Raw genomic sequence first — 16,812 nt, 5'->3', positions numbered from 1 at the left:
CTCTTCACCTCGTCTCGTCTTGACGCTCCTTCGCGCGAAGCTGACCGCAGGCCGCGTCAATGTCATGGCCTTGCTCTCTTCTGATCGTGACATTTACACCGCGGGATTTTAACGTTTTTTCGAATGCGAAAATCTGATCTCTCGGTGTGCGGACGTAATCCCGTTCAGGCACATAGTTTACCGGAATTAAATTGACATGGCATTTCACGTCTTTTAACAGTTCTGCAAGCTCTTCTGCATGTTCGACCTGATCATTTACGCCGCCGAACAGCCCGTATTCAAAGCTGATCCGTCTGCCTGTTTTCTCGATGTAATATTTGACGGCCTCCATAAGGTCAGGAAGCTTATAGGCTTTGTTAATCGGCATCAGACGGCTTCTGATTTCCGTATTCGGAGCATGCAGAGAAATCGCGAAATTGATCTGCATTTTTTGATCGGCGAAATCGTAAATCTTCGGAATGATTCCGCTGGTGGAAACTGTGATATGACGCGCTCCGATGTTCAGCCCTTTATCGTGGTTAATGATTTTTAAGAAAGCGAGCATTTCATTGAAATTATCAAACGGCTCTCCGATTCCCATGATGACGACTGAGCTGACGCGTTCATCCGTTTCATCAAGCGCCTTTTGCACTTTCACGACTTGAGCGACAATTTCTCCCGCTTCAAGATTCCGTTTCAGACCGCCGAGCGTTGACGCGCAAAATGTGCAGCCGATCCGGCAGCCGACCTGTGTCGTTACACATACAGAATTACCATACTCGTGTCTCATTAAAACCGTTTCGATCGTATAACCGTCATGAAGCTCAAATAAAAATTTCATCGTGCCGTCTTGAGATGTCTGTTTTACAGCCGTTTTCAGCGTTGTCAGCACAAAATTGCTCTCGAGTTTTTCACGCAGGCTTTTTGAGAGGTTTGTCATTTCATCAAATGAAGAAACCCGCTTTTCATAGAGCCATTCAAAAATCTGTGCTGCGCGGAACGGCTTTTCGCCATTCTCGGTCAGCCATTGTTTGATTTCATCTAATTCAAAAGAGTAGATGGACGGCTGCTCAGTCCGCAGCTCTTTCCGTACGCTTGTCTTTTTTAATTGTGTCATTTTTTATCCCTTCTTTCTCATGCTGCTAATAAAGAAACCGTCTGTTCCGAAATAATGCGGAAGAATTTGAAGGCTTCCATCCTGAACAAAGGGTCTCGCCTTTTCAGGCAGCCGCTTTTCAAGAGACAAATCGGGTTCAAACTCAGGGTGTTCTTGTATAAACGCATGCATAACTTCTTCATTTTCTGTCCGATCCATTGTACACGTACTGTATACGAGTGTGCCACCTTTTTTTACTAATGGGGCGATTTCCCTTAAAATGCCGAGCTGGATTTCTGACAGCCGTCTGCTGTCCTCCGGCGTCTTCGTATATTTCATATCGGGTTTTCTTCTGATGACGCCGAAACCTGAGCAAGGCGCATCAACGAGAATACGGTCAAACCGTTCTGCGCCAAAGGCCTCTCCCGCTTTTCGCGCATCCATCGTTTGCGCGTCGATGATCGTAAGTCCGAGCCGTTCTGCGCCCTCTTTAATCAGCTTCACTTTATGGCGGTGAAGATCAAGCGATGTGAGGCTCCCCTCGTTCTCCATCAGTTCCGCAATGTGAGCCGACTTTCCGCCCGGTGCGGCGCATGCATCTAAAACGGTTTCGCCCGGCTTCGGGTCCAGCGCCCGCGCGACAAGCATTGAGCTTTCATCCTGTATGGATACCCGGCCGTTTTGGAAAAATGCCGTGTTCGCGATGCTTCCTTTCAAAAGCTTAATCGCATCAGGAGAAAGGTCTCCGGCTTCCGCTTCCAGACCGGCATTCTCCATCTCATTCAGCACCGTTTCCCTGTCGCTCTTTATGTGATTGACACGGAGCGTCTGCTTCGGCGGAATGAGATGAATCCGGCAGATCTTTTCAGCCGCCTCAAAGCCGTACGCCTCGACCCACTCTTTTACGAGCCATTCGGGATGGCTTGTCTCTGTAGAAAGACGGAGAACCGGGTCTTCAATTTCAGCGAATGACGGCGCCCCCTCACGCTGCAGGGAGCGGAGGATGCCGTTGACAAAGGACGCAATGCCCTTATGCCCGCGTTTTTTGGCGATTTCAACCGCTTCATGGATGGCGGCGCGATCCGGAATTTTTTCTAAATACTCCATTTGATACGCGGACAGACGAAGCAGCTGAATCACCCACGGCTTCACCTTATTCGGCTTGCGGATAAAAGGCTTCAGCATATAGTCTAAGGCGATTTTATTTTGCAGCGTTCCGTAGACAAGCTCTGTCAGCAGTCCTCTGTCCTGATCGCTGAGCGTGTTCGTTTTGATAACCGATGTAAGAAGCAGGTTGCTGTATGCCTGATTTTGCTCAAGCTTCTCAAGCGCTTCAAGGGCGAGCTCCCGGACATTAATTTTCTTCATTTGCTGCTCCTAACACGTCACCGGGCTGCACATTTTTGCCTCTTACAAAATCTTCGCCCTTCATCCGTTTTTTCCCCGCCGGCTGCAGCTCAGTGATTAAAAGGGCGGTGCTGTTTCCTGATGCGACGACAATGCCGTTTTGCTCCGTGCGGATGACTGTTCCGGGCGCAGCTTCAGTTTTTGCAGCAACTTTTTCAGAAGCCCATACTTTAATAGTTTGACCGTTCAAAGTTGTATAGGCGACAGGCCAAGGGTTTAAACCTCTGATCTGGTTGTAGATCTCTTCTCCGGGCTTTGCCCAATCAATCCGCTCCTGCTCACGCTTAATGTTAGGCGCGTAAGTCGCTTTTGATTCGTCCTGTTTGATCGGTTTAATATTTCCGGAAATGACGTTCGGGACGGTCTCTGACAAAAGCTTTGCCCCCGCTATGCTTAATTTGTCGTGCAGCGTGCCGACGTTATCCGTTTCATCAATTTCCACTTCGATTTTAGAAATCATATCGCCCGCATCAAGCTTTTCAACCATATACATGATCGTCACGCCTGTTTTCTTCTTGCCTTGGAGAATCGAATAATGTATCGGCGCTCCGCCTCTTAATTCGGGCAATAGTGACGCGTGTACGTTGATACAGCCGTATGTCGGGCCGTCCAGCAGCTGCTTGGGCAGGATCTGTCCGAATGCCGCCGTAACAATCAGGTCCGGCTTCAGGCTGAGCACTTTTTCTATTTCTTCTTCGAGCCTTACTTTTTCGGGCTGAAGCACGGGAATGCCGTGACGTTCAGCTTCAGCCTTTACAGGAGGGGGCGTCATGATTTTTTTTCTGCCTTTCGGGCGGTCAGGCTGCGTAACGACACCAACCACATCATATCCGTCTTCAATAAGCTTGCGCAGGACGGGAACTGAAAAGTCGGGCGTTCCCATAAAAACGATCCTTGTCATCCAATCATCCTTCCATTTCTGCCAGTTCTTCTTCAGTGTAGTAAGCCGTAATTTTTGATGTGAATAAAATGCCGTCTAAATGATCCATTTCATGCTGAACGGCTCTGGCCAAAAAACCCTCCGCTTCTAAAATAAACGGTTTTCCTTTACGGTCGTGGGCTTTTACCTTTACGTAATCCGGGCGGGTGACATCACCGAAAACCCCGGGGAAACTTAAGCAGCCCTCGACTCCGGTCTGTTCACCGCTCTTTTCAAGAATAACCGGATTTACAAGGTCGATCCGGCCGCTTTCTTCACCGATGTCCACGACGGCCGCTCTTTTCAAAATGCCGATTTGCGGCGCGGCGAGACCGACGCCATCCATTTCGAGCATCGTATCGTACATATCGTCAAGCAGTTTTTTTAATTTTTTATCAAACACTGTCACTTCATCGGCCGGTGTTTCCAGAACCTCCGCCGGGTGTGTGACGATTTTTTTCACAGCCAAAATTTTGCCCTCCAAAAACTAATGTTACATCAGCATGTACGGATTCATATCGATTGAAATCATTACATGCTTTTGCGCAATGTCGCGTTTATAGTGCTCCAGTATCTTTTTCAACTGAATCTGCAACTCGTTTTCCTGTCTGTATTTTATCACGCATTGATAGCGATATCTATCTTTGATCCTGGCAATCGGGGAAGCCGCCGGCCCGAGAATTTTCGTATCAGGCCCGCATCCGGCTCTTAAATAGTTTGTAATCTTTTCTGCGGTGACCGCGGCTTTTGCCGCCTCTTCATGAGAAACAGTCACCAGTGCCACGAAATAATAAGGCGGGTATGACTGGGCCCGTCTGTGCGCCATTTCCTGCTGAAAAAAAGTTTCATAGTCGTGCGTTTTCGTCAGCTGAATGCTGTAATGAGACGGTGTATACGTTTGAATGACCACCGTTCCCGGCTTTTCATGCCGCCCGGCCCGTCCGCTTACCTGCGTCAGCAGCTGGAATGTCTTCTCCGCGGCCCTGAAATCTGGGATGTGAAGCGTCGTATCTGCGCTTAATACTCCGACGAGCGTCACGTTCGGAAAATCAAGCCCTTTTGCGATCATTTGCGTACCGAGCAGGATATCCGCCTTCCCTTCACCGAACGCTGACAACAGTTTTTCATGTGCGCCTTTTCTTGAAGTGGTATCCACATCCATCCTGATCACGCGCGCCTGAGGCAGCACTTTGGTAAGCTCCTCCTCCACACGCTGCGTTCCCGTGCCGAAAAAGCGGATATGTTCGCTGCCGCATTCCGGGCATGTTCCCGGGACAGGTTCCTCATGGCCGCAGTAATGGCATTTCAGCCTTTGTCCGTAGCGGTGATAAGTCATGGAAATGTCGCAATGCGGACATTGCGGCACATAACCGCAGTCCCGGCACATCACAAACGAGGAATACCCCCGTTTATTCAGAAAAAGGACGGCCTGCTCTTTTTTTGCAAGCTTCTCTTCCAGCTGTTCCATCAGCTCTCTTGAAAACATTGATCTGTTGCCGTTTCTCAGTTCTTCTCTCATATCAACGAGAGAAACGTCAGGCATGAGCTGGCGGTTTACGCGATGTTTTAACGGAAGCAGCTCATAAACGCCTTTTTTCGCCCGCGCAAATGACTCCAATGTCGGCGTGGCGCTCCCGAGGACGACCGGACAGCTGTGATGCTCGGCCCGGCGGATGGCTACGTCCTTTGCATGATACCGCGGCATTTCCTCCTGCTTATAGGAAGATTCGTGCTCTTCATCAATAATGATCATGCCGAGATTTTCAAACGGGGCAAAGATGGCCGATCTGGCTCCGACGACAAGCCGGACTTCCTTGCGCTGAATCTTCCGCCATTCATCGTATTTTTCACCTGTGGATAATCCGCTGTGCATGACCGCAACCTGTGAGCCGAAGCGGCCTTTAAAACGGTTGACCATTTGCGGTGTCAACGAGATTTCCGGAACGAGCACGATGGCTTCTTGTCCTTTTGCCATCACTTTTTCTATGGATTGCAGGTAAATTTCCGTTTTGCCGCTTCCCGTGACGCCGTGAAGCAGAAAGACGTGGTGGACATGATCGGCTACGGCTTGTTTAATCGGCTCAAAAGCGGCCTGCTGCTCTTCTGTAAGAGAGAGCGGTTCTGTTTTTTTGAACATTCTGTCCTGATAAGGATCGCGGTAAACCTCCTCAAAGCTTTCCGTAAGGAGCCCCTTTTTAAGAAGCGTTTTCAGCGTCGCGGAACTGGAATCGGTCTTTTTGCAAAGTTCAGCCGCGGAAATCTTTTCTCCTCCGCCGATAAAATAAGTAAGCACGGCGAGCTGTTTAGAAGCCTGCTTTGTCAATGAATCTGCGTGCCGGGCGAGTTCTTCTTTGTCTGCCCCCGCTTCGATCATGCGGATCATTTTTTTATTCGTTTTTTGGGCGACTTTATATGTGACATCAATGCTTCCTTTACGCACGAATTTCTGAAGCGACGAAAGAATGCTTTCATCGGTAATATCCGAGTACAGAAGACTTTTTTGATTCCTGAAAAGCTGTTTGATGTCCGGGGTCAGCGCTTCTTCGTCAACGACTTTCAGCTCTTTCTCGTACTTCGCCTTCAGTGCGGCGGGCAGCATTGCCTGAAGCGCCGTGATTTTAAACGACAGCGTTTTGTCAGAAAGCCATGAAGACAGCTGCATCAGTTCCTCAGTCAGAACTGGCGTCAAATCAAGAAGCTTCTCGACTTCCTTCATTGAGCCGCCGTTTAATTCGGACGAATCTTTCAAACCGGTCACAAATCCTTGAAGCTTGCGCGGGCCAAACGGGACAATCACCCGCATGCCGACTTCGATCATCCCTTTTAAATGATCGGGAATTTTGTAATCAAAGGGTCTGTCAATGTTTTTGGAGCTGACATCGACAATGACTTCTGCTACATTCATACGGGTTTTCGGTCCTCGGCTTTCAAAGCGGTCATTTCCTTCAGCATTTCAAAGGAAACGTCAAGTTTAGACATAAGCGCAAGCTCCCGTTTTCTTCCGTCCCGGAAATAGAAGGTGACGACATTCGTATCCGTGCCAAATCCGGCCCCTTCCGCTTTCACATCATTCGCAACGATCATATCAAGGTTTTTCTGTTCGAGTTTTCTGCGCGCATAGCGTTCGACGTCTTGCGTTTCAGCCGCAAATCCGACCAGCAGCTGGTGTGTTTTCCGTTCGCCGAGTTCTTTCAGTATGTCTGCTGTACGGTTGAATTCGATCACGAGCGAACCGTCTTTCTTCTTCATTTTGTGATCGGAAACAGCCGCCGGCGTAAAATCGGCCACGGCCGCCGTCTTAATCACCATGTCGCATGAATCAAACACAGAAAGCACGGCTTCTCTCATATCAGCTGCCGATTGCACAGGAAGAAACTGATACAGCCCGACTGGTGCCTCTATTGACACCGGGCCTGAAATCAGCGTCACCCGCGCCCCGAGACGGACGGCGGCTTCAGCAGCAGCGTAGCCCATTTTGCCGGTGGATTTATTTGTGAAGAAGCGGACAGGGTCCACGGCTTCGCGCGTCGGACCGGCCGTAATGACAATATGTTTTCCTTTCAGCGGCGCATCGTCTTCAGGCTCCTTAAAATGCTCTCTGACACGTTCAACAATAAGCTCCGGCTCCTCCAGCCTTCCTTTTCCGACATATCCGCATGCCAAATAGCCTTCACTCGGCTCGATAAAGCGGACCCCGTCCTGATAAAGCACAGAGATGTTCCGTTTCACCGCCGGATGATCATACATATGGACATTCATCGCAGGCGCCACCCAGACCGGGGCCTCAGCCGCCAGCACCGTCGTTGTGAGCATATCGTCAGCAATTCCGTTGGCAAGCTTGCCGATGATATTTGCCGTAGCGGGCGCGACAATAATTAAATCCGCCCAGTCAGCGGCATCAATATGAGAAATCACCTTCGGATTTTGTTCATTAAATGTATCTGTATACACTTCATTCCGGCTCAGCGCCTGAAATGTCAGCGGAGAAACAAACTCACGCGCGGACTCAGTCATAATCACTTTGACGTTTGCGCCGGCCTGAACCAGCTTGCTCGTGAGTGCGGAAGCTTTATAAACGGCAATTCCCCCGCTTACGCATAGCAAAATGTTTCGGTTTTTCATGAAGTCTTCTCCCCTTTATGAAAGCATTGGACAAATCCCAAACGGAAAAAAATAACAACCTATGTAGAGATAGGTTGCTACGTGTGCTTGTTATTCGCTGTCTTCTCTTTCAAACGAAAGCAGGCCCGCGTCAATTTCTTCTAAAGCTTTGCCTACATATTTGTGAGAAATGGTATGTTCAATCTGCTGGTCTTTTTTGATCTGCATTTCACGCGCGCGTCTTGCAGACACGGTCACCAGCGTATATTTAGAATCTAATTTATTCATTAAAGAGTCAATTGACGGATCTAACATAAGTTATTCTACCTCCAGCATTTTCTTGTATCTCGGAGCGACGCGTTCACGTTTTAAGTGCTCGGCGAGAACGATTGCGTTAATCTTATCACAAGCCGTTTGGATATCGTCGTTTTCAACGACATAATCATACGCGTCCATCATTTCGATTTCAGCTTTTGCGGCATTCATTCTGTTTTCGATTAAATCGTCGGTTTCAGTCCCTCTTGTCACGATTCTGTTTTTCAGCTCAGAAAGACTCGGCGGCGCTAAGAAGATAAACAGGCCTTCCGGAAATGCATTCCGCACTTGGAGCGCGCCCTGCACTTCAATCTCTAAGAAGACGTCTTTTCCTTCTTGAAGCGTCTGTTCGACATAATCAACGGGCGTTCCGTAATAGTTGCCGACATATTCTGCCCACTCAAGCAGTTTGTTGTTTTCAATCATGCGTTCGAATTCTTCTCTGGATTTAAAGAAATAATCGACGCCGTCGACCTCGCCCTCTCTCGGGTTTCTCGTCGTGACTGAAATTGAGTATTCAAATTTCGTGTCCTGTTGTGAAAATATTGCTTGCCGAACCGTTCCTTTTCCAACTCCGGAGGGACCTGAGAGAACGATTAATAACCCTCTTTCTTTCATGCGGCAATTACCCCTGCCCTTCATCCATAATTTCTTCTTTCACAGAAAGTCTGTGTGCAACTGTCTCAGGCTGGACGGCAGATAAGATAATGTGATCACTATCCATGACGACAACTGCACGGGTTCTTCGTCCGTATGTAGCGTCTATTAGCATTCCGCGGTCTCTTGCATCCTGGATCATTCGCTTTATTGGCGCAGACTCCGGGCTGACAATCGAAATCATCCGATTGGCGGAGATGATATTGCCAAATCCGATATTAATCAGTTTAATCGTCATCTTCTACGTTCCCCCTGTAAAATAGACGTCTCTAGTGTAACCTGAAGAGACCGTCTGTAAACAATACGCACAGTCGCTATTCTATATTTTGCACTTGTTCCTTCAATTTTTCAATAGAACTTTTCATTTCAACGACAAGCTTTGTGATTTGATGATCATTGGCTTTTGAGCCGATCGTGTTCGCTTCCCGGTTAAGCTCCTGAACAAGGAAATCAAGTTTGCGGCCGACTGCCCCGCCTTCTTTTAATATATCACGGAATTGAACAAAATGGCTCTTTAACCTGGTAATTTCTTCCGTTATATCAGAACGATCGGCGAAAATGGCGCATTCCGTGATCAGCCTGCTTTCGTCGAGCGCGTCCTCCGTCCATTCCTTCATTCGGGCGTAAAGACGCTCGCGGTATTGAATAACAACGGCCGAAGCGCGCTCTTTCACCTGTTCGGACAGCGTCTCAAGCCGCTCAATGTGCAGAAAGCAGTCTTCCGCCAAAAGCCGGCCTTCTTTTTCCCTCATGTCACAAAGTTCCTTTACAGCCAGCTCAGCGGCTTCCCTGATGACTTCTTCAAGCTTGTCATCACGCATCTGTTCTTCGTGAATCTGCGCAATATGTTCAAATCTAAAGAAATCCATTGCATCGGGTTCTGCGGCCAGGCTGTAGCGCTCTTTCATCGCGCGTGCGGCGCTCACATATTCATCAAGGAGCTCCCAATCGATGTTCAGGCTTCTTTTTATGAGCGCGTCACTGTTTACAGTGAGAAACAGCTCTACTCTTCCGCGCTGTATATGCTGCAATATCGTTTGTTTCAGCTTATCCTCTACATATAGCAAAGGCCGTGGCAGGCGGGCGTTCACTTCTTTGAACCGGTAATTGACGGATTTCAATTCAACGGTTGCCGAGAGATCGCCTTTTGTGCTGCTTGCGCTGCCGAAGCCTGTCATACTCCGTATCATATGAAACACCCAATTCTTTCCCGTTATCAAAATAAAAGGGCAATAGACATGCTATTACCCCTAAGATTATATCATATGGAATTATTTTTTTCTTGTCAAAAGTGAACCCGCCAGCAAAAAAGTAGGTATGCCAGACATCCCGATAATCAGCATCCAATCGCCCGGCGTAATCGGCACTGTTTTGAAAATCGGCTGCAGCGGCGGATAATAGATGACGATGGCCATCAGGAAGACAGAAGAAATGATGGCGCCGAGCAGATAAATATTTTCAAACGGATTCCGGGAGAAAACAGACGTTTCGCTCCGGCAGTCAAACACGTGTATAAGCTGAGCCAGGACAAGAGTCGCGAATGCGACGGTCTGTGCGTAGGGCAGATTTTCAGGATTGCGGTGATAGACGATGATAAACGCTAAAATGGTTGCGGCTCCGATTAAAAACCCTCTTGATACGACTTTCCAGCCCAGTTTTCTCGCAAACACTCCTTCTTTCGGATGCCGCGGCTTCCGCCTCATCAGGTCTCCTTCCGGCTGATCCATACCGAGGGCCATCGCCGGCAGCCCGTCAGTGACTAAGTTCACCCACAATATCTGAATCGGAACGAGCGGCAGCGGCAGAGCGAGAAGCATCGCAAACAGCATCACTAAAATTTCACCGACGTTGGAGGCGAGCAAATACCGGACGAATTTTCTTATATTTTCATAGATATTCCGTCCCTCTTTTATGGCTGATTTAATCGTAGCAAAGTTATCATCCACCAGAATGAGAGAAGAGGCTTCCTTTGCCACATCCGTTCCCGTCACGCCCATGGCAACACCGATATCTGCCTGCTTTATGGCCGGCGCGTCATTAACCCCGTCTCCCGTCATGGCGACGACGTGTCCGTTTTCCTGAAACGCTTTGACGATTTTCAATTTATGTTCAGGTGACACGCGTGCGAAGACGTAGACATCATCGACCGTTTCGATAAGTTCTTTCTCCGTAAGCTCATTCAGCGTCTTGCCGTCCATCACACGCCCCTTTTTCGGAAGAAGACGCAAATCTTTTGCAATGGCCTTTGCCGTTTCGACGTGATCTCCTGTGATCATAACCGTTTTAATGCCGGCCTCACGGCATTCTTTAATGGCCTGTCTGACCTCCGGACGGGGCGGATCAATCATGCCTGACAAGCCGAGCATCGTCAGATTTTTTTCCGCCTGCTCCATTGTCGGCTTTTCTCCGGGCTTAAGCGGTTTATAAGCAATCGCGATCGTACGCAAAGCTTGCGACGCCAGCTCTTTCAGAACCGCTTCCGTTTCTGCTTTCTTTTCTCCTGAAAAAGGCGTACTTCTTGCGCCGTGCATCAGATGTGATGAGCGGTCAATCAGCACATCGGGCGCTCCTTTAGTGATGACGAACTGCTTTTTTTCCTGATCCTCTACAATGACGGTCATCATTTTGCGGACGGAGTCAAACGGAAACTCGGCAACCACGCGGTAATGCCCGCTGAGCCAATCGTTTGAATAGCCGCCCTTTCTTGCAGCCGTCAGCAGCGCTCCTTCTGTCGGATCACCGTCGAGTACATAACGGCCGTCTTTCAGTGCGATTTCGGATGTGTTGCACAACGCGCCGAAAACCAGCATCTGTTCAAGAATCTTCTCATCTTTCGGCTTGATTTCCCGCTCATCTCGGGTGAAAACGCCCTCCGGCACATAGCCGATGCCCGACACTTTATAAATTTTGCCGCCTGACCACATATGGGTGACGGTCATTTTGTTTTGTGTCAGCGTGCCGGTTTTATCAGAACAAATGACAGAGGCGCAGCCCAATGTTTCAACCGCCGGGAGCTTTCTGACAATTGATTTTTGTTTGATCATGCGCTGAACGCCGATTGATAATGCCACCGTAACAATGGCGGGAAGCCCTTCCGGAATCGCGGCGACGGCCAATGACACCCCGGCCAAAAACATGCTGTAAAGATCATGTCCCTGTAAGACGCCGACTGCAACGACCAATACCGTTAAAAGGAGCGCGACGATAATTAAAATTTTGCCGAGCTCTTCAAGTCTTCGCTGCAGCGGTGTTGAAAGGCTGCCGGCGGATTCCAGCATATCGGCAATTTTCCCCATTGCCGTATTCATTCCTGTACCGACGACGACGCCGACACCGCTGCCGCGCGTTACGATCGTACCCATAAACGCCATATTGCTGATGTCGCCTAACGAAACATCCGGCTTTCTCAATTTATCGGCTTGTTTAACCACCGGAATTGATTCCCCGGTCAGCGCCGATTCCTCAATTTCAAGGCTTTTCGCTTCAACGATCCGCACATCCGCGCCAATCCGGTCGCCGCTTGAAAATTTCATGATATCGCCGGGAACGAGCTCCTTGGACTGAATTTTCTTCCAGCTCCCGTCCCGCAACGCTGACACATACGGCGTTGACAGCTCTTTTAATGCATGTAAAGACTTTTCCGCCCGCCGCTCTTGAAAAAAACCGAGAACCCCATTGACAAATACAATCGCCATAATCGCTACGGCATCTACATATTCGCCTAAAAACCCGGATATTAAGGTCGCCGCCAGCAGCACGAGCACCATAAAATCTTTAAATTGGGCGAAAAACACGGCGATCGCCGGTGTCCTCTTGCCCTCCTGAAGCTCGTTCGGTCCGTGCTTTTCAAGGCGTTTTTTCACCTCTTTTTCGGTCAACCCCTGTTTAATGGACGTATTTGTTGCTTTCAGCAAATCGGTTTGTCCCATTTCATGAAACTTCATTCTTCTCGTCCACTCCCCTGCCTCGCTTTAGAGATGTCACTCTGTAAACAAGCTTATTCTGACTCGCCCCTTTTCATGCTATAATTATCGAATGCAGGAAGAAGGAAAGGGTGTTTTATATGTCTTTTGATGGCATGTTTACATACGGAATGACACATGAATTAAACAGCCGGATCACCGGAGGACGGATCACGAGAGTCCATCAGCCTTTTAAGCACGATGTGATATTCCATATCCGCGCCAACGGAAAAAACCACAAATTATTATTGTCGGCGCATCCGAGCTATTCACGGGTGCACATGACAAACCAGGCCTATGAAAATCCGAGCGAGCCGCCGATGTTTTGTATGCTGCTCAGAAAGCATATAGAAGGCGGATTTATTGAGAAAATAGAACAGGCCGGATTAGACCGGATTATGATATTCCGCATAAAAAGCAGAAATGAAATCGGCGACGAAACCGTAAGAACGCTGTATGTTGAAATTATGGGACGGCACAGCAATATTATTCTGACTGACGGAGAAGGATCCATCATCGACGGGCTGAAGCATTTATCTCCGTCAATGAACAGCTACCGGACCGTTCTGCCGGGTTATGATTACAAGCTTCCTCCCGCTCAGGAAAAAGTTTCGCCGCTTGCCGCGGATGAAGAGGACGTTTTGCGTTATCTCAGTTTTCAGGAAGGACGGCTTGACCAGCAGATCGTCAGACATTTTTCCGGTGTTTCTCCGCTGTTTGCAAAAGAAGCCGTTCACAGAGCGGGTCTCGCTAACAAAATAACGCTTCCGAAGACGCTGATTGAAATGTTCCATGCCGTGAAAGATTGCAGGTTTACACCGAACATTACGACAGCCGGCGGAAAGGAATACTTTTATCTCCTGTCTCTCACACATGTAAACGGAGAGGAGCGCACCTTTCACTCACTGAGTGAGCTGTTGGACCGGTTTTATTTCGGCAAAGCGGAACGCGACCGCGTCAAACAGCAGGCTCAGGATCTCGAGCGGTTTGTCGCAAATGAACGGAAAAAGAACGCCAATAAGATAAAAAAGCTGGAAAAGACGCTCGACTACTCAGAGAATGCGAAGGAATTCCAGCTATACGGCGAACTGCTGACGGCAAATTTGTATATGCTGAAAAAAGGTGACAAAGAAGCGGAAGTCATCAATTATTATGATGAAGAAAGTAAGACGGTGACCATCCCTTTAAATCCGAACAAAACACCGTCAGAAAACGCGCAGATGTATTTTACAAAGTATCAAAAGGCGAAGAATTCCGTCGAGGTGGTAAAAGAACAGATCCGTCTGGCCGAGGAGGAAATCGCTTATTTCGATCAGCTGATCCAGCAGCTCTCCTCCGCCTCCACAAAAGATATCCATGAAATAAGGGAAGAGCTTGTGGAAGGCAAATATCTGCGTCCGAAACAGCAGAGAGGACAGAAAAAACAGAAGCAGCACGTTCCTGTTTTGGAGCAATATGAATCTTCACGCGGATTGACAATTCTTGTCGGCAAAAACAATAAACAAAATGAGTACTTAACGACAAAAGCTGCCGCAAGGGATGATTTATGGTTCCACACGAAAGACATTCCGGGTTCCCACGTTGTGATTAAAAGCAGCGATCCGGATGAACAATCCATACTGGAGGCCGCTGCGATCGCCGCTTATTTTTCCAAAGCGAAAGATTCCGGCTCCGTTCCGGTTGATTATACAAAAATCAGACATGTGAAAAAGCCAAACGGCGCAAAGCCCGGATTTGTCACCTATGACAGCCAGCATACCGTATTTGTCACACCTGATGCCGACCTTGTCATACGGCTGAAAAAATAAACGCACCTCCAAGCTGAAACCCGCACTCAGCTTGGAGGTGTTTTTTATTACGTATAAACAGAGACGAAGCTCTCCCAGCCGTCAGAACCGATCTTTACAGTATCTGATCAGTTTCCCGTCATGTCTGCCTGATCCGCCGGGCCGTCTGTGATTAAAACGGTCACGCCTGATTTGGCGGCGGATACTTTCACCTTCCCTCGCCGAACCTGAGCACATCCGGGCGGGTCTCTGACCTTTCCTTTGTATGCGGGCGGAATTCAGGGGGCATCGGGATCACATACATATTCCGCATCACTTCGCAATCCTGACCGCTTGTCGGCATATACCATTCAAACTGCCCGCTTTCGTTTTGAATTTTTCACATTCGGCGGACTGTCAGGACAGTATAAAAAACACCCTGCCTGATGACAGACAAGGTGTTTTTTATGGTCTTCTTCTTTTCTCAAATAATCGATCCACTTCTTCAGCCAAATCAGCAGTAATGAGAGGTTTTATGTCCTCAGCCAGTCTTTTCGTATGTGCCGGGCTTGCGCCGCTTGTTGATACGGATACTTGAATGCGCCCTTTGCGGATGATCTTCGGCATATACACGCTGCCCCGTTCAGCCTCGCTTACACAATTGACCAGCTGCGTTTCAGAAGCGCCCGCGGCTATCTCCCGATTCACGCTGCGGTCATTTGTCGCGGCAATGATGAAAAAAGCGGGCGCGAGATCCTTCATTTCAATTTTACGGGAAACCCAGCGGATACGTCCTTCATCTGCCAGCTGTTTAATTTCAGGCAGGGCATCGGGACTGATTACAGTAATATCCGCGCCTTCCGGAAGCACTGTTTTGAGCCTTCTTAAGGCAACATTGCCTCCGCCCGCGATGATAATTCTTTTTCCGCTTAAATTAATGTGCAGAGGCAGCATACTGTCCCCCCTTAAAATCAAACTGACCGCCGGGGTTTCGGACAGCTTCTGTCACACGGTTCAAAAACGCCTGCTTAATATGCGGGTGAAAACCTAAGTATGATGCGAGATGAACATTTTGATTAATCGTTTGAAGCTTTTGAACTTCCCGTTCAATCTCAGTCATTAAAAGCCCGGTAAACAGAAGATATGGAACGATAAAAACGGGTGCTCCGTCATCCTCTTCAAGCCCGGCAAACACTTCTTTATAGTGCGGGTCACATGCTGTTAAAAAACAAGGGATGACTTCTTTAACAGGTGTAATCGCCTCAAGTTTTCCGGCAATCTCACTGACTGCGTTTTTAACGGCCGGATCTGTGCTTCCTCTTCCGATCAGCACCACTTTCGCCTGCTCAATGGGCACTCCGGTATCTTCAATGCGATGATGGACCGCTTTTACGACTTCATCGTCCACTCCGATCGGAACACCATATGTCACTTTTATACCGGGATGCAGGGCCGCCGCACGGGCAATTTCAGCCGGAATGTCATGTTTTGCGTGGGCAGCGGTCAACAGCAGCAAAGGCACGGCCGCAATATGAGTGGCGCCTTGTCTGACACAAGCTTCAAATCCCGCTTCAATAGACGGTTCCTGCAGTTCTAAAAAACAGATTTCCTGAATGGGAGCGTCAGCGTGCGGCATACACCCTTTTAAAAACGCCGCCGACTCTGTCTGCGCTTTTTTCAGCCTGCTACCGTGCCCGATATATAAAATCGCCTGCTTCATTTACAACGCCTCGCTCAAATCCGGATTTTTCTGTTCAGATGCATACCAGTCCAGTTTGCAGTGATAATTGACGACATCACCGATAACAATTAAGCTCGGGTTTTTGATTTCTTCTTTTATCACTGTATCTGAAAGCGTGCCGACGGTGCAGACGACTGTTTTTTGCCTGTCCGTCGTTCCCCAATGAATAAAGGCTGCCGGAGTGCCGCCGTCTCTGCCGTTTTCCAGCAGCATTCTTTCAATCTGCCGGATATTTTTAATTCCCATATAAATCACCAGCGTATCAATGCCCGTCGCCAGCGCTTTCCATTTTTCTTCAAAGTCGTCTTCTTGTTTATAATGCCCCGTAACGAATGCAACATTGGAGCTCGCCTCTCTGTGCGTCACCGGAATGCCGGCATAAGCAGCAGCCGCGATTCCTGATGTAATGCCGGGAACGATCTCAAACGGAATGGCGTTTTGTGCGAGAGCCTCCGCTTCTTCGCCTCCGCGGCCGAAAACAAACGGGTCGCCCCCCTTGAGCCTTACAACGGTTTTCCCCTTTTTCGCATACTTCACAAGGAAACGGTTGATCGTATCCTGTTTCATAATGTGAAAATCCGGGAGCTTGCCGCAGTAAATCAGATCCGCTTCTTCTCCGGCGTACTGTAAAATCTCTTTGCTTACCAATCTGTCATATAATATAACGTCCGCTTTCTGTATGGCTTTCATTGCCTTCACCGTTAATAAGTCCGGATCTCCCGGACCGGCTCCAACGATAAATACTTTCCCCATAGCATGTCTCCCCGATCCGTTTTGAAATCTTCCCAGAACAGCCGCGAGGCCGCACTTCAGCTATTTTACCATATCCCGCCATTGCGGGGGATATCCGGCTGATTGCGCGGCCTTTT

General features: G+C 48.7%; 15 protein-coding genes. 1 reads left to right on the top strand and 14 read right to left on the bottom strand.

Going from position 1 to position 16,812, the window contains the following annotated elements:
- Nucleotides 1-4 precede the first annotated feature (4 nt).
- The 11 genes from rlmN to G9F48_RS03475 all read right to left on the bottom strand — a co-directional run bounded on the left by rlmN (nt 5) and on the right by G9F48_RS03475 (nt 12,418).
- On the bottom strand, nt 5-1,096 hold the full coding sequence (rlmN, locus tag G9F48_RS03525) for a 23S rRNA (adenine(2503)-C(2))-methyltransferase RlmN (protein WP_003154339.1): 1,092 nt from the start codon (nt 1,094-1,096) through the stop codon (nt 5-7).
- Nucleotides 1,097-1,099: 3 nt separating this feature from the next.
- A complete protein-coding gene (gene rsmB / locus G9F48_RS03520; RefSeq protein ID WP_003154341.1) occupies nt 1,100-2,443 on the bottom strand; it encodes a 16S rRNA (cytosine(967)-C(5))-methyltransferase RsmB in 1,344 nt (447 codons plus the stop codon).
- Nucleotides 2,430-3,383: a methionyl-tRNA formyltransferase gene (fmt, locus tag G9F48_RS03515; RefSeq protein ID WP_165409035.1), complete on the bottom strand. Its 954-nt coding sequence runs from the start codon at nt 3,381-3,383 to the stop codon at nt 2,430-2,432. The genes rsmB and fmt overlap by 14 nt, the downstream gene beginning before the upstream one ends.
- A gap of 4 nt (nt 3,384-3,387) precedes the next feature.
- The gene (gene def, locus G9F48_RS03510) at nt 3,388-3,870 is read right to left on the bottom strand and encodes a peptide deformylase (protein ID WP_003154343.1); all 483 of its coding nucleotides are present in this window, start codon (nt 3,868-3,870) and stop codon (nt 3,388-3,390) included.
- A gap of 24 nt (nt 3,871-3,894) precedes the next feature.
- Entirely contained in the window at nt 3,895-6,306 is a 2,412-nt protein-coding gene (gene priA, locus G9F48_RS03505) for a primosomal protein N' (RefSeq protein ID WP_165409034.1), read from the bottom strand.
- On the bottom strand, nt 6,303-7,523 hold the full coding sequence (coaBC, locus tag G9F48_RS03500) for a bifunctional phosphopantothenoylcysteine decarboxylase/phosphopantothenate--cysteine ligase CoaBC (RefSeq protein WP_165409033.1): 1,221 nt from the start codon (nt 7,521-7,523) through the stop codon (nt 6,303-6,305). Before coaBC ends, priA begins: the two co-directional genes overlap by 4 nt.
- Before the next feature lie 90 nt (nt 7,524-7,613).
- Nucleotides 7,614-7,817, bottom strand: coding sequence for a DNA-directed RNA polymerase subunit omega (rpoZ, locus tag G9F48_RS03495; RefSeq protein WP_003154346.1), 204 nt, complete (start codon nt 7,815-7,817; stop codon nt 7,614-7,616).
- 3 nt (nt 7,818-7,820) lie between these two features.
- Nucleotides 7,821-8,435, bottom strand: coding sequence for a guanylate kinase (gene gmk / locus G9F48_RS03490; protein ID WP_025851320.1), 615 nt, complete (start codon nt 8,433-8,435; stop codon nt 7,821-7,823).
- Between the two features lie 7 nt (nt 8,436-8,442).
- Nucleotides 8,443-8,712 (bottom strand): extracellular matrix/biofilm regulator RemA, encoded by a 270-nt coding sequence (remA, locus tag G9F48_RS03485; RefSeq protein ID WP_003154355.1) that lies wholly within the window; start codon nt 8,710-8,712, stop codon nt 8,443-8,445.
- 76 nt (nt 8,713-8,788) lie between these two features.
- The gene (locus tag G9F48_RS03480; RefSeq protein WP_003154356.1) at nt 8,789-9,664 is read right to left on the bottom strand and encodes a YicC/YloC family endoribonuclease; all 876 of its coding nucleotides are present in this window, start codon (nt 9,662-9,664) and stop codon (nt 8,789-8,791) included.
- 81 nt (nt 9,665-9,745) lie between these two features.
- Entirely contained in the window at nt 9,746-12,418 is a 2,673-nt protein-coding gene (locus tag G9F48_RS03475) for a calcium-translocating P-type ATPase, SERCA-type (protein ID WP_165409032.1), read from the bottom strand.
- A gap of 119 nt (nt 12,419-12,537) precedes the next feature.
- Here G9F48_RS03475 and G9F48_RS03470 point away from each other — a divergent pair, with 119 nt between their 5' ends.
- Nucleotides 12,538-14,244, top strand: coding sequence for an Rqc2 family fibronectin-binding protein (locus tag G9F48_RS03470; RefSeq protein ID WP_165409031.1), 1,707 nt, complete (start codon nt 12,538-12,540; stop codon nt 14,242-14,244).
- A gap of 423 nt (nt 14,245-14,667) precedes the next feature.
- Here G9F48_RS03470 and G9F48_RS03465 read toward each other — a convergent pair whose 3' ends face one another.
- From G9F48_RS03465 to cobA, 3 genes are read right to left on the bottom strand one after another with little or no spacing between them, the layout of a single operon-like run.
- Nucleotides 14,668-15,156: a precorrin-2 dehydrogenase/sirohydrochlorin ferrochelatase family protein gene (locus G9F48_RS03465; protein WP_156735063.1), complete on the bottom strand. Its 489-nt coding sequence runs from the start codon at nt 15,154-15,156 to the stop codon at nt 14,668-14,670.
- Nucleotides 15,137-15,922 (bottom strand): sirohydrochlorin chelatase, encoded by a 786-nt coding sequence (locus tag G9F48_RS03460; protein ID WP_165409030.1) that lies wholly within the window; start codon nt 15,920-15,922, stop codon nt 15,137-15,139. Before G9F48_RS03460 ends, G9F48_RS03465 begins: the two co-directional genes overlap by 20 nt.
- Entirely contained in the window at nt 15,923-16,696 is a 774-nt protein-coding gene (cobA, locus tag G9F48_RS03455) for a uroporphyrinogen-III C-methyltransferase (protein WP_077722182.1), read from the bottom strand.
- Between the last annotated feature and the right edge of the window lie 116 nt (nt 16,697-16,812).

It is taken from the genome of Bacillus sp. EKM420B (assembly GCF_011065565.1).
Taxonomy (GTDB): Bacteria; Bacillota; Bacilli; order Bacillales; family Bacillaceae; genus Bacillus; species Bacillus velezensis.
Note: the sequence above shows the minus strand (reverse complement) of the source record. Positions and strands in the feature narration are given on the sequence as shown.

What these genes read in the sequence shown, in the direction of transcription:
- G9F48_RS03480 (WP_003154356.1), bottom strand. Translation starts at nt 9,664, where the DNA reads ATGATACGGAGTATGACAGGCTTCGGCAGCGCAAGCAGCACAAAAGGC.
- gmk (WP_025851320.1), bottom strand. Translation starts at nt 8,435, where the DNA reads ATGAAAGAAAGAGGGTTATTAATCGTTCTCTCAGGTCCCTCCGGAGTT.
- rsmB (WP_003154341.1), bottom strand. Translation starts at nt 2,443, where the DNA reads ATGAAGAAAATTAATGTCCGGGAGCTCGCCCTTGAAGCGCTTGAGAAG.
- G9F48_RS03470 (WP_165409031.1), top strand. Translation starts at nt 12,538, where the DNA reads ATGTCTTTTGATGGCATGTTTACATACGGAATGACACATGAATTAAAC.
- coaBC (WP_165409033.1), bottom strand. Translation starts at nt 7,523, where the DNA reads ATGAAAAACCGAAACATTTTGCTATGCGTAAGCGGGGGAATTGCCGTT.
- G9F48_RS03460 (WP_165409030.1), bottom strand. Translation starts at nt 15,922, where the DNA reads ATGAAGCAGGCGATTTTATATATCGGGCACGGTAGCAGGCTGAAAAAA.
- remA (WP_003154355.1), bottom strand. Translation starts at nt 8,712, where the DNA reads ATGACGATTAAACTGATTAATATCGGATTTGGCAATATCATCTCCGCC.
- G9F48_RS03475 (WP_165409032.1), bottom strand. Translation starts at nt 12,418, where the DNA reads ATGAAGTTTCATGAAATGGGACAAACCGATTTGCTGAAAGCAACAAAT.
- G9F48_RS03465 (WP_156735063.1), bottom strand. Translation starts at nt 15,156, where the DNA reads ATGCTGCCTCTGCACATTAATTTAAGCGGAAAAAGAATTATCATCGCG.
- cobA (WP_077722182.1), bottom strand. Translation starts at nt 16,696, where the DNA reads ATGGGGAAAGTATTTATCGTTGGAGCCGGTCCGGGAGATCCGGACTTA.
- rlmN (WP_003154339.1), bottom strand. Translation starts at nt 1,096, where the DNA reads ATGACACAATTAAAAAAGACAAGCGTACGGAAAGAGCTGCGGACTGAG.
- priA (WP_165409034.1), bottom strand. Translation starts at nt 6,306, where the DNA reads ATGAATGTAGCAGAAGTCATTGTCGATGTCAGCTCCAAAAACATTGAC.
- rpoZ (WP_003154346.1), bottom strand. Translation starts at nt 7,817, where the DNA reads ATGTTAGATCCGTCAATTGACTCTTTAATGAATAAATTAGATTCTAAA.
- fmt (WP_165409035.1), bottom strand. Translation starts at nt 3,383, where the DNA reads ATGACAAGGATCGTTTTTATGGGAACGCCCGACTTTTCAGTTCCCGTC.